The sequence below is a fragment of the Sphingobium sp. BHU LFT2 genome, from assembly GCF_018604485.1.
Classification (GTDB): Bacteria; Pseudomonadota; Alphaproteobacteria; order Sphingomonadales; family Sphingomonadaceae; genus Sphingobium; species Sphingobium yanoikuyae_A.
In genome coordinates, this window is sequence record NZ_JAFCGW010000018.1 from 24,728 (window position 1) to 36,936 (window position 12,209).

Genomic DNA, 12,209 nt, shown 5'->3' on the forward strand with positions numbered 1-12,209 from the left:
AGAGGCAGGTAATCCTGCCCTCGATCATGCCGGGCGCGGTCTGCCAGTGTCTGCACCCTCGGTGCTGATGTCGCCCTGAAGGCCATCGATCATCACTGGACGTATAAAAGTCAGCTCAGACGCATGCGTGCGGCGAAGTCCAGCGAACAACCGCAGCGCGTTCTCGCCCCGCGGACGGAATTTTTGGAAGGCAAACACCTTGCCGCCGCCACCGTCGTGGTCTTGCGAGATGCCAAATACGGGCATCGCGCCAAGCAGGCCTTTTTCCCGCGCGGAACATGTGCGTGAAAGAGTTTTGAGCGGCTGCCACTATGTGCACCGATCGCATCGCCTTATGCGAAACCAAATATGGCTGAACAGCGTTTTGAGTTTGCCTGATAGGCTATTGGGCAATGCCCGATTTTACATATTTAACGACATTGGGAACAGAGTGGCGGATTTCGACAAGACCGATCTAACGAACTGCGATCGCGAGCCAATTCATCTTCTTGGTGCTATCCAGCAGCCCGGCTTCCTGATTGTTGTCAGTCCCGATTGGATTATCGCCAGAGTATCTGCGAACATCCATGACCTCCTGGGATCTGATCCGGAGGCTTTGATTGGCGCACCGCTGCCTGATTATGTTCCCGCCACCTTCCTGCACGACCTACGGAACCGGATTGCCCGGTTGGCTGATGCCGACATGGTAGAGCGTCTGTTTGCCTGCCAGATCGGAACATCGGGCCAGCCCTACGATGTAGCGGTTCATTTCTCGAACGGGCAGATTGTGATCGAAGCCGAACCCGGCTCGGAAGCAGGCGGGGACGCTACCAATGCTGTTCGCGCTATGATGTCGCGACTGGATCGCACCAAAGACATGACGGCCTTCTTCCGGGAAGGGGCCCGGCAGGTGCGCGCTTTTCTGGGATATGACCGGGTAATGGTCTATAAGTTCGCGGATTCTGGAGCTGGTGCAGTTGTGGCCGAGGCTTGCAAAACAGGCATCGGCAGTTTTCTTGGTTTGAACTATCCCGCAAGCGATATTCCTCGTCAAGCCCGTGAGCTCTATAAGCGCAGCCTGGTCCGTGTGATCCGCGACGTGGAGGCGCAGCCGGTTCCCATCGTTCCCGAGATTGACCGGTCGGGAAAGCGCCTTGACCTCTCGCTTTCGATCCTGCGCTCCGTTTCGCCCATCCATATCGAATATCTCAAGAATATGGGAGTAGCAGCTTCCCTTTCTATCTCGATCGTGGTCGACGACAAATTGTGGGGGCTGTTCGCATGCCACCATTATTCCCCCCGCTCACCTACATTCGAGCGCCGCTCCGTATGTGAGCTGTTCGCCGAGATGTTCGCAATGCGGCTTGAATCGCGCGAGCGGCGCCAGATTGCCGAATATGAGGAGCGTGCTCGCAACATTTCTGATCAGCTACTTGGCGCAGTGGCCTCAGACGAGACGTTACTGCAGGATCCTGATTGGCTTGGAGACATTCTGACAAGCGCTATCCCGGCAGACGGTGTTGGCGTCTGGATCAACGGTAATTACGCCTTTTCGGGCGTTACCCCTCCTACAGAAGAATTTCGGCGTATTGTCCGAGCGCTCAATGGTCTGGCGGCGGGCCGGGTTTTTACCACCGATACAATCGGAAGCCTCGTTGATGGAGCTGGGGAATATGCCGAGCAGGCCGCTGGGCTCCTCGCGATACCCATATCCCGGTCGCCGCGCGATTATGTAATGCTATTTCGCAAGGAGCTGAAGCAGTCGGTCCGCTGGGCTGGCGATCCCCACAAGCCGATCGAATACGGGCCCAATGGTCCGCGCCTGACTCCGCGCGAAAGTTTTGCTGAATGGATGGAAAATGTGGAAGGGCATGCGGAGCCTTTTACGAAATCCGAGTTGCGTGTCGCACAGACCTTACGCGCAACCCTCATTGAGGTTGTGCTGCGCATTGCTGACGAGGCTGCGGCTGAACGGCGTCAATCAAACGCGCGCCAGGAAATGCTCATCGCTGAGCTGAATCACCGGGTCCGTAATATTCTTGGCGTTATCCGCGGTTTGATCCGACAGTCACAGCCCGACAGTCCTGAGGTGAAGGATTTCGTCCGGCTCGTTGACGGCCGAATTCACGCGCTCGCGCGGGCGCATAATCAGATTACTGATGATCATTGGGGACCTGCCCCCCTCGGCGCCATGATCGATGCCGAGGCGGCGGCCTTTGCAGCTGATCGCCAGAGCGCGATTATCGCCAGTGGCACGCCCACTCTGCTCAACCCCCAAGCCTATTCCACGATGGCTCTGGTCGTCCATGAACTCGTGACCAACTCTACCAAATATGGCAGCCTGTCGGGGTCAGGGGAAGTCCATATCCAATGGTCGCGCGATCATAAGGGCGACCTTTTGTTCGTTTGGCAGGAAAGCGGTGGTCCACCGGTTCAGGCGCCCAAACGTAAGGGGTTTGGCACCACCATCATCAAGCGCTCTGTTCCCTACGATCTGGGTGGTCAGGCCAAAATTGATTACGCCTCGAGGGGCGTCCGCGCCGAATTCATCATTCCCGCCAGGCATGTCTCGGACGCGCGCAAAGTCGACAGCCCGAAAATCCATATCCAACGGCCGAATGTTTCGAGCCAACATTTCCTCGACGCGCAAGTCGCTGCCGGGAAGTCCGTGCTACTAGTAGAGGACAGCCTCATTATTGCGTTGGATGCCGAAGATATTCTCAATCGTCTGGGCGCTTTTGTGTCCACAGCGTCAACGCCAGAGGCTGCCCATGACCTCCTTGACGAGACGCGTTTCGACTTCGCTATCCTCGACATCAACTTGGGCGATCAGACAAGTTTCGGGGTTGCCGACAGACTGAGGGAGCAGGGGATTCACTATTTCTTCGCGTCAGGCTATGGTGAGCAGGCAAGCCTTTCCATGGAGCACCGGTCTGTCACGGTAGTCCAGAAGCCTTATACCACGCATAATCTTGCAAAGGCGATCGAGGAGCTGTCGGGCTGAGCAAAAGCTGAGGTATGAGGCCACGGGGATCATGATCACCATCTCGCCTTGATGATGCTCACGACTATATCTGCGTTCTTTCGGCATTCGGGCACATCCCTGACCGCTACGGCGGAAGCGCTTTGGGAGATGCCGTGAAACATCATGTCCGAATTCATCCGAAAACCTTTTTCAACGTGTCAACGCGGTCCTTGATCGAACCGGTATCAAAATTCTATCAGGTTGTGCCGTCAGGAATTGTCGGATTGTTGGTTCCGGGCGCGCCAGGCATGAGCGCCCCGTCGGATTGCCGTTTCTCCGAGGTCCCGTCACTGTGAAGGTGGGGTCTCTCAGCGGAACGAGCATTCCCTTCTCCATGCCGTTTGCGCGCTTCCTCGATGGAACGCGCGGTGCTATCGCGTCTTTCATCATTCGCATGATGCCCATTGCCTTGGGACGTAGTGGTTTGTTGTGGTGGCGCTGCAGCGAGCAGCAATACCAGTGTCCACATGATAGTTCCTTTTCTTTGCCTCAAGGATGTCCAATCGCCTTTTAGCCCACTTGTTCCCTTCCCACTAAAGCCTGCTGTCCGTATAGAATTGTGCCGACCCTGAAACGACGTGAAAAAATGGAGGGTTGCCAGTTCACGCTGCTCGAAGGCAGGATTTGCCATCCTGCTATGCATCGATCGTGGAAGATTGAAAGGCGGCGCGAGGCGTTCATTTCCCAACGCAGTCATTGCGTTGTTCTGGTAAGGGCATTTGGCTCGGCACTGAGAAAAAAATGCGCGTCCAGCCACAGCCGGTGAAAACATGCGCTTGAAATCATCTGGTCGCCGGATCCGCAGTGCCTGAGGGCCGTTATCTAATCATCTTTATCAAAGCCGCGATTTTGTAGGCAGGAATCGCGTGGCGCGGCGAACATTTTCGGGTCAATATTTTACAATAAAATGAACGGAAGTTTGTCTACTATCAAGTTGTCGTGTGATTATTAAAGGTAAAATATATCGTTATTAGTATTCATGATCGTGATTTTTATTCGTGATGATGGCGCATTGATGATTGCTAAGACGTATTAAAGAGATGATTTTATTAGTTTAGCCAAATTTGAAGTTCGGCAATGCTATCAAGGAGTAGAGGCCATGCTGTATAAAAAAGTTCAGTCTCCCATCAAATTTGCGAGTTCGAAAGATGATGATATCAAGACGGCTGTAAAATTCAGCATCGTCGAGACGGCTGCACGAGCAGCCGTAACGGCGACGGTAACTTTTGCTGTAGGCTGGGTTCTCAAACGCACCTTCGAAAAGTCGGTGGAAGAAAAAGCTGCGCAGACGGCCGGGAGAACCAAGCCTTCCATGGCTACCAACAGCCCTGCAATCAACTACAAACAGTCTTCCAAGCGGGGTGGCAGCCCAGCCGCAGATAAGGTCGAGGGAGCATATGAGCGTTAAGGCGATTGCGCCGAACCGGCTATCTGTCTGCTGGGACTGCGCCAAGAGAAGAGCCGAACCCTAAACTTATGCAGTCGCAATTTTTTTGGGGATACAAATCTAAACCTCGATAGTTATCGTAGCGCAAGTCATTGATTTGCGGCCCCCTCGCCCCGCACCGAACGGTGCGGGGTTTTTCTCACACTCTCCACTCTTCCGTCCGTCTGGGCACAGCGAGCTTGGCAATGAAGGAGATTTGGGGAGGCGGGAACACTTGCCCGGCTCGAGCATTGTCCGCGCGAGGCAGATTGCATACCCGGATCTCAAGATAGAGTTTTAAAAGATGTTGAAATATGTTGCAATCAAGCATGATCGGGGTCGGTGGCATATAAGTGCGGAGACCGGGCGTGCCGGGGACCGTTCGCTCAATCTGAATAACCAGGGATATTCGTCACGGATCGATGCAATGCAGGCTGCAATGATTTATGCCAAGGATAATGGGCTAGATATTGTCGAATTGTCCCTAGGCTGATGCCGACGGCAAATTTCGGATGCCCCGTCTGGCAATCCGGCGCGGGTCGCAACCCCATGACACGGCAAATTGAACGCGATGGTCTGGTCGATAGCATGCGGCCATGTTCCCGTATAGGAGAGAGGACGCGCATGATCCCCCTGATCAAATCTCCAGATGTGCTGCGATCGTTCGAAGTGGATGTACAGCTGTTTTCAGATCCAGAAGAGCTACAGTTACTTGATGAACCTTCCCTTTCGAGAACGCTTTCTGGACATTTGATCGCTTTTGGAGGTGCGGCACTTATTTCAGCCGTTTTTATTATGCGCAGTCTACGGTAAGAGGCTGGCCGGCGAAATTCGACATCGCGAAAGGCCATATCCCAGCCGCTGGCGATCGCTTACCCAGCATTGTCGGTTCCATTGGGCTGTCAGCATATTTCCCATTGCTGCTGTTCCAATTGCTGTAGGTCGATAGAGGATTTCGAATTCTAGGGCTCCAGATTCCGGCACTGGGAAAATGCCCGGCGAGCTCGGGAAAACTCTCCTGTTGGCCATCGCCGTCATCCCATCTGCTCATCGATCACGCATCATTAATTCCGAAGTGCCGCGCGTCTTTTGGAGAGGCATTTCTATTTGCTCTTTGGTCCAAGGCTGATTGGGGCAGAGGTCGGCTCAGCGTCAATCCTCTTCAGGGATAAGCCGACGGCGTCGCAATTCTATAAGTGCACCCTTTTGTCGCGGGGTTGGAAAATCGCAATCGGTCATATCAGCAATTTCCGACAAAAGTGACTCGTCGGTTGAGAAAATTGCTTCTGCTTCTGCAAACACATAATCTTGCGCGCTATATTTGCGCCTCTCGTTTTTTCCCAATTTACCGTCTCGCTGATTCTGAAAGTCGAAGCGGCGACTAATTTGGTAGGGAGGGCTTCCTCAATAACATTAGTTAGACCGATAGCCTGAAATTTATGTGCTTGATGCTGCTCGTCTCTCTGATCGCTGCGCCGGCCAAGCCCGAAATGGAGGGCCCCATGCCGCCGTGTGGGCGGTCGTAACCGGTTTCCTGAGAAGCTCGTTTGTTGCGACGGGTCTTCTTGAGACGTGCTTCTTCGCAGCCGCCTTGGCGCCGCGTCGAAAAAGGTCTCTGGTGCTTTTTTTCTTGAGTTCGCGGCTAACCTTCACGGAACGTCCCCCGTCAAGAGCAGGCTTGAGCAGTTGTGCGACATTGCCCGACCTGGCGAGCACTTTGTAATAGCGGACGCTATGGAATGGGTCTTCCGGCGGATTTACGCGCCTCAGCCAGTTACAGCGGTAGCACGGCCGGCCGGAGCACCGGGCGCGCTGAGGCTCCCGACTGGGGGCAGCTGGCAGGGTAGAGCTCACATAATCTCAAAATGCCATGCTGGTCTGGACGGGTTTGGTGAGTATCTCTTCGATCAAGAAGATCCCGGCCGGAGGCGTCAACAGCAGTTCTTCTTCGGGCACTGAGAAATCCAGCCATTTCTGTGCATCGCGACGCTCAATGATTGCCCCATGGCGGGCTTGGTAGCGGATTACATCCGAATTCGCGTCAAGCGTGATGATCCGGTAACTAACCGGCCGATCGCCCATCGGGCGCTCCCAGACAGCCGCTAGATAGAAGAAATTCCCATCCTTCCGGAAGGCACGAAATTTCCTGTCGGCGTTACGAATATAAAATTCCGACGCCGCAACAAGGCAGCGACTGGCAGGAAATTTGCGACCCTCTGACCGGATGAATTCATGGCTTACCCCGTCGTTGAAGCGCGGATTGGAACCCCAGACTGCTTCGATCATCTCAATCTCTTGCGCATCGTCCAGACTGCGCCGGATGATGGCGCGCCGACTGTCGAGCGCGTCGGAGTCAAACGGGATTGCTTTCGAATTCACGAAAAGAACGTTAAGAGAACAACGGGCAAATGCAAGCTCTAGCAGACGTGCGAGGATAGCAGATGTGCAACGACTATCGGTTGCTGATCGATATTACGTCGATCTCCGACGACTTCAAACACCTCAAGATAAAGATCAACCTGCCTGAGGGCGTACCGAATGTGCCGGCGCGCGAAGATATCAGGATGACGGAGATGGCGCCGATCGTGCGCAGTGCAGAGGGGCAGCGCGGGAGTGGAGCCATTGTGAACCGTCGCTGGAGTTGGCCTGGTCGGAACGGCAAGCCAGTTTATAATTTCCGGACCGAAGGCCGGCATTTCACCTCCAGCCGCTGCCTCATTCTCGCCGATGGCTTCTACGAGTTCACCGATCCGCTTGATCCCGAGCAGAAGCGTCTGGATAAATGGCTCTTCACAATGGCCGATCATGATTGGTTCTGTATTGCAGGCATCTGGCGGGAAAGTCCTCTCGGCGAAGCCTTTACCATGCTCACCATGGAGGCGGGACCCGATGTCGCGACGTACCACCACCGCCAGATTATTCCCTTGGCGCGCGATCAATGGGCAGACTGGCTCGATCCCGACGTCCCATCCAGCAAGGTACTGCGTTGGCTCTCAAAAGGAAGTCTTTCCGTTAGGCAGGTATATGGGGCACCGCCGGCTCAAGGCGCGCTGCTCTGATGCCGGACGTCAGCCTTGATCGCATTCTTTAGCGCCGGCAGGTATTTATCGGATAGCCTTTGCCGAACTAAGGGCTGGTGCAGAAAGCTCTCACTGGATGTGATCCTGGTCCGGCAGCGCTCCGGCTCTGCCAAGGGCGTGCCGTGATCGACCAGGATGACATGCAGCGTTCGATCGGAACGATGGGTCTGGCTGGCAATCGCAAGGCGTTGGAGCAAGGCATGGGACCGGCCTGGAAACTGCGGTTGAGCAAAAGAAGGCTAGCGTCGGAGCCGGTCGACCGGCTGAGAGAGGCGGGCAATCTGGTGCCGATCCGACGCCATCACTTCCATTGAGCCTTAAAAGAGCCGCTCGCCGATACCCAGTTATGATCAAATGGGGTTTGGAATACTCCAATTCTGGAACTACGCGGAATGGGGGCGAAAATAGTGATGACCACGCCGCCCGCGGAAGTCGACACCGTGTTTGGCTGCTCTCACCGACCCGGCAATGCTAAAGGTGGACCAAGGCGAATTGCGCGATATCGCGCAGTCCCTGGAGATATCTCCGGCTGGATCGGGGGCAGACGGTCGCGCCCAGATCTAAATGGACTACCCCTTGCCGATTGTCCGCCAATGGCTCTTGGAGCTGACCATCGCGACGGGTATCCCGTTGCTGTGCCAGCGCGCTCTGGCGGGCAATGCCCCCTTGGCGGAGGGACCGAGCAGCGCTACTTGCCCATCGCCCTAGAGGAGCGGCGCTAGAGATCATCGAGCGCGCGAGTGGCGGGCCGCGCGCGCTCGCTCCACCCCCACCTAAATCGTGGCTTTGGTGAAGATTGGGCTTTTCTCAGCCCACCATGTCAACGACTGCCATTGCTATCCATCATCCCAGGCTTATGGCGAGTGACTTACGGGTCGAGTGCGATCATGTTCAGCCGAGCGGTACCGGTCAGCGCCGCGTCTCCGGCAAAATGGCCAATGCGCAATTTATAGCTGCCAGCGTCCAGCCTCCAACCGGGCTTCGCCTCGTCAAAGCGGGCGATGACCCGCGGATCGACGGTCAGGCTGACATGCCGGGTCTCGCCGGGTTTGAGCCACACCTTCTCGAACCCGGCCAGGCGATAGGCCTTGGTTCCGGCCGCGCTGGTCGCTTCGACATAAAGCTGGGGCACGTCGGCGCCGGCGCGTTGGCCGCTGTTGCTGACATCGAAGTTGACGGTCAGCTTGGCGCCGTCCGCCACCTTCAGATTGGCATAACGGAAGCTGCTATAGGTCAGGCCATAGCCGAAGGGGAAAAGCGGCTTGGCGTTCTTCGCCGCATACCAGCGATAGCCCACATCGGCGCCCTCGGGATAATCGACCGGGAACGAGGCTAGTCCGCCGCTCATGCCATAGACGGTCTTGTCGCCGGCGTCCCGGCGGGCCTCGGCGGCGTGCAGTTCCGCGAGGCCCACCGGTTCCGGGCGCGGCGCTTGATCGACGCTGACCGGGAAGGTGATGGGAAGACGGCCGGAAGGATTGACATCGCCGAACAGGATGTTGGCGATCGCCTCGCCGCCGCGCTGTCCGGGATACCAGGCCTGCAGGATGGCGGGCACGCGGCTGACCCAGGACATCAGCACCGGGCCGCCGGCCTCGACCACCACCAGCGTCTTCCTGTTGACGCCGGCGACGGCGTCGATCAGCGCATCCTGATTGTCGGGCAGGGCCATGCTTTCGGGGTCCTGCGCTTCGGTGCGCCAGGCCCAGGCGAAGACGATCGCCATGTCGGCGCCCTGTGCTGCGGCCGCAGCCGCCTTGGGATCGCTGCCGTCAATATAGGTGACCTTGGCATTGGGGGCGAGCGCCTGGATCGCTTTCAGCGGCGAGGAGGCATGCCAGGTGATCCGTGCGAAGGAGGCGGCTGCCCCCTTGGTCAGCGGGATTTCGACCGGCGCGCCGCCGACCGAGCGCACTTGCGACGATCCGCCGCCAGAGAGCACGCCGACATCGGCATGGGCACCGATCAGCACGATCTTCTTGGCGGTCTTCGCCAGCGGCAGCAGATTGCCGTCATTCTTGAGCAGCACGATGCCTTCCTCGGCTGCCTTCTGCGCGACCAAGGCATGGGCCGCATAGTCGATCGGCTGGGCGCTGTCGGGGACGGCATGGTCCATCAGGCCGCTGTCGATCACGCCGAACAGGATGCGACGGACCATGTCGTCGAGACGGCTCGTCGGAATGCGTCCAGCTTTCACCGCGTCGGCGAACTTGCCGTCGAAGAACATCTGGTCATCCAGTTCCTGGCCGCTGTCCTGGTCCAGCCCATCGATCGCCGCTCTCTCGGTGGAATGGACGGCGCCCCAGTCCGACATGACCCAGCCCTTATAGGCCCAGTCCTGCTTGAGGACGCGGTTGAGCAGCCAGTCATTCTCGCAGGCATAGTCGCCATTGACCTTGTTATAAGCGCACATGACCGACGCGGGCTGGCCGATCTCGATACCTAGCTGGAAGGCGAGCAGATCGCTTTCCCGCAGGGCGGACTTGTCGATCCGCGCGTCGAGCACCGTGCGGCCGGTCTCCTGTGAATTGAGTGCAAAATGCTTGATGGTCGAAACGATATGGTTGCTCTGCACGCCCTTGATATGTTCGCCGACCATGATGCCGGCGAGCAGCGGGTCTTCGCCCAGATATTCGAAATTGCGACCGTTCCACGGATCGCGGGTCAGGTTGACGCCGCCCGCCAGCAGGATGTTGAAGGTCTTGGCCCGCGCCTCCGCACCGATCATCGCACCGCCCTCATAGGCGAGCTTGGGATTGAAGGTCGCCGCGGTAGCAATGCTGGCGGGCAGCGCGGTGGCGACATCGCCCTTTCTCTGCTCGATCTGGTTGGCGACGCCCAGGCTGGCGTCGCTTTCGCGCAGGGTGGGGATGCTCAGGCGGGGAATGCCGGGAATATGTCCGGCCGACGGGATCATCGCGATCGGCGGTACGGGCTTGGCCAGCGGTGGGAAATAGCCGTGGATCAACTGCAGCTTTTCTTTCAGCGTCATCTGCCTGACCAGCGCGTCGGCGCGGGCCTGTGCCGACTGGCCTGTTGCGGACGCGGGGGCAGCCGTCTGCGCGGCGGCGACGCCGGTCAGGCTGCTGGCAATCATCAGGCCGGCGATCAGGGCAATTTTCTTGGTCATCGGGAAACCTTGGCTGGAATGGTTGCCGCTCGGGCGTGATATTGGTTCAGCAGTGCGCGATGGTCGGGTAGGGCGGCGCAGGCGCCGGCCTGGGCGCCGCGCACACGGGTGAATATGTCGCGGGCCTCCGCCGCGCCGGGATAGCGATCCGTTCCAGCGGTGAGCAACGTTTCATAACCCATGCCGTAAAGGATATAATGATAGCTGGGCGGCAGGAACGTCTCGACATCGACCAGGAAGTCGAAGCGCGAGGGTGGGCGATGGCGCCACTGCGCCAGCATGTCCTGCAAATCCTGCGGGATCGAGGCGCGATCGGCATTGTCGCGCCAATAGGCACTGTCGGTGCGCCGGGTGACGCAATAATGGAGCTTCAGGAAATGGACGATCCGCGCGAAGCGCGCGGCCATCAGCCCGTTGAAGCTGCGCGCGGCCGCATCGCGGGCAGTGCGATCGCCAGGGACCAGGAAATCGCCGATCATCCTGAGCGCCGCCTCGATCAGCATGATGCCGGTTGATTCCAACGGCTCGAAAAAGCCGGCGGAAAGTCCCACGGCGACGCAATTGCCGATCCACTGGGTGTCGCGATAGCCGGTCTCGAAGCGGAGCTGGCGCGGTGTGAATGCGTCACTTTCGCTGCCAACATAACGGCGCAAGGTCGCCTCCGCCTCCTCGTCCGAACAGTGGCGGCTGGAATAGACATAGCCGATGCCGCGCCGGCCGGAGAGGCCGATGTCCCAGGTCCAGCCCGCCTCATGCGCGGTCGCCAGTGTATAGGGGCGGACCGGCGCGTCTGGCCTCGCATAGGGCACCTGCATGGCCAGCGCGCGATCATTGAACAGACTGTCGGCGCAGCTCGTGAAGCCAGACCCCAACGTCTGCCCGATCAGCAGCGCGTGGAAGCCCGAGCAATCGAGGAAGAAGTCGCCTTCGACCTTCCCGCCATCGGCCAGCAGCAGTGCAGCGATATCGCCATCGGCATGGCGCTCGACCGCTCTGACCGTCCCTTCTACGCGCGAGACTCCGGCAGCGACCGAAATGCGGCGCAGATAATCGGCGAAGCGGGCTGCGTCGAAATGGTAGGCATAGTTCATCGGCCCGGAAAAATCGGCGTCTTCGGGCCGCTTGGGTGCACGTCCGGCGCGGATCACCCGTTCCTGTACCGTGACCGCATCGGCCCAGGCTGCACGGGCCGGGCCTGCCGCCGCGATCCAATGCGGCAGCAGTGCCTCATCCTCGCCGCCGACGGGCAGGTTGAATGGATGGAAATAGCTGTCGCTGCCTGTCGCCCAGCCGTTAAACAGCACGCCCTGCTTGAAGGTGGCGTCCGCTTCGACCAGGAATTCCGCCTCGCTGATACCAAGCCCGGCCAGCGTCGTGCGGATGGTGGGGAATGTTCCCTCGCCCACGCCGATGATGCCGATCTCGCTGGATTCCACCAGCGTGATGTTCGGCATCTTCAGCGTGCGGGAGAGGTAGGCGGCGGCCAGCCATCCGGCCGTGCCGCCGCCCACTATGACGACGCGACCGGGGGAGGGGGAGTCGGTCGTCATGGGTCTTGCCTCCTGCTAA

Annotated in this window: 8 protein-coding genes; 5 read left to right on the top strand and 3 right to left on the bottom strand. The window is 58.3% G+C overall.

Annotated features, from left to right (window positions below; translation table 11 throughout):
• The first annotated feature begins 430 nt into the window (after positions 1 to 430).
• From JQK15_RS22840 to JQK15_RS22850, 3 genes are all read left to right on the top strand, one after another.
• Complete coding sequence (locus JQK15_RS22840; RefSeq protein WP_353047256.1) at positions 431 to 2,983, top strand: HWE histidine kinase domain-containing protein; 2,553 nt, start codon at positions 431 to 433, stop codon at positions 2,981 to 2,983.
• A gap of 1,120 nt (positions 2,984 to 4,103) precedes the next feature.
• On the top strand, positions 4,104 to 4,412 hold the full coding sequence (locus tag JQK15_RS22845; protein ID WP_214868291.1) for a hypothetical protein: 309 nt from the start codon (positions 4,104 to 4,106) through the stop codon (positions 4,410 to 4,412).
• A gap of 642 nt (positions 4,413 to 5,054) precedes the next feature.
• Complete coding sequence (locus tag JQK15_RS22850) at positions 5,055 to 5,243, top strand: hypothetical protein (RefSeq protein WP_214868293.1); 189 nt, start codon at positions 5,055 to 5,057, stop codon at positions 5,241 to 5,243.
• 1,047 nt (positions 5,244 to 6,290) lie between these two features.
• Here the strand turns inward: JQK15_RS22850 and JQK15_RS22855 are convergent.
• On the bottom strand, positions 6,291 to 6,716 hold the full coding sequence (locus tag JQK15_RS22855; protein WP_214868295.1) for an SOS response-associated peptidase family protein: 426 nt from the start codon (positions 6,714 to 6,716) through the stop codon (positions 6,291 to 6,293).
• 155 nt (positions 6,717 to 6,871) lie between these two features.
• Between JQK15_RS22855 and JQK15_RS22860 the strand changes: the two genes are divergently transcribed.
• Positions 6,872 to 7,489 (top strand): SOS response-associated peptidase family protein, encoded by a 618-nt coding sequence (locus JQK15_RS22860; protein ID WP_214868296.1) that lies wholly within the window; start codon positions 6,872 to 6,874, stop codon positions 7,487 to 7,489.
• 143 nt (positions 7,490 to 7,632) lie between these two features.
• Positions 7,633 to 7,824, top strand: a complete 192-nt coding sequence (locus tag JQK15_RS22865; protein ID WP_214868298.1) for a hypothetical protein — start codon at positions 7,633 to 7,635, stop codon at positions 7,822 to 7,824.
• Positions 7,825 to 8,378: 554 nt separating this feature from the next.
• Here the strand turns inward: JQK15_RS22865 and JQK15_RS22870 are convergent.
• Together JQK15_RS22870 and JQK15_RS22875 are read right to left on the bottom strand one after the other, a co-directional pair.
• The gene (locus tag JQK15_RS22870; protein WP_214868300.1) at positions 8,379 to 10,640 is read right to left on the bottom strand and encodes a beta-glucosidase family protein; all 2,262 of its coding nucleotides are present in this window, start codon (positions 10,638 to 10,640) and stop codon (positions 8,379 to 8,381) included.
• Positions 10,637 to 12,190, bottom strand: coding sequence for a tryptophan halogenase family protein (locus JQK15_RS22875; RefSeq protein ID WP_214868302.1), 1,554 nt, complete (start codon positions 12,188 to 12,190; stop codon positions 10,637 to 10,639). Before JQK15_RS22875 ends, JQK15_RS22870 begins: the two co-directional genes overlap by 4 nt.
• Positions 12,191 to 12,209 lie beyond the last annotated feature (19 nt).

Bases quoted from the DNA above. Each gene is read 5' to 3' on its own strand.
- JQK15_RS22875 (WP_214868302.1), bottom strand. From the start codon at position 12,190: ATGACGACCGACTCCCCCTCCCCCGGTCGCGTCGTCATAGTGGGCGGC.
- JQK15_RS22845 (WP_214868291.1), top strand. From the start codon at position 4,104: ATGCTGTATAAAAAAGTTCAGTCTCCCATCAAATTTGCGAGTTCGAAA.
- JQK15_RS22870 (WP_214868300.1), bottom strand. From the start codon at position 10,640: ATGACCAAGAAAATTGCCCTGATCGCCGGCCTGATGATTGCCAGCAGC.
- JQK15_RS22860 (WP_214868296.1), top strand. From the start codon at position 6,872: ATGTGCAACGACTATCGGTTGCTGATCGATATTACGTCGATCTCCGAC.
- JQK15_RS22855 (WP_214868295.1), bottom strand. From the start codon at position 6,716: ATGATCGAAGCAGTCTGGGGTTCCAATCCGCGCTTCAACGACGGGGTA.
- JQK15_RS22850 (WP_214868293.1), top strand. From the start codon at position 5,055: ATGATCCCCCTGATCAAATCTCCAGATGTGCTGCGATCGTTCGAAGTG.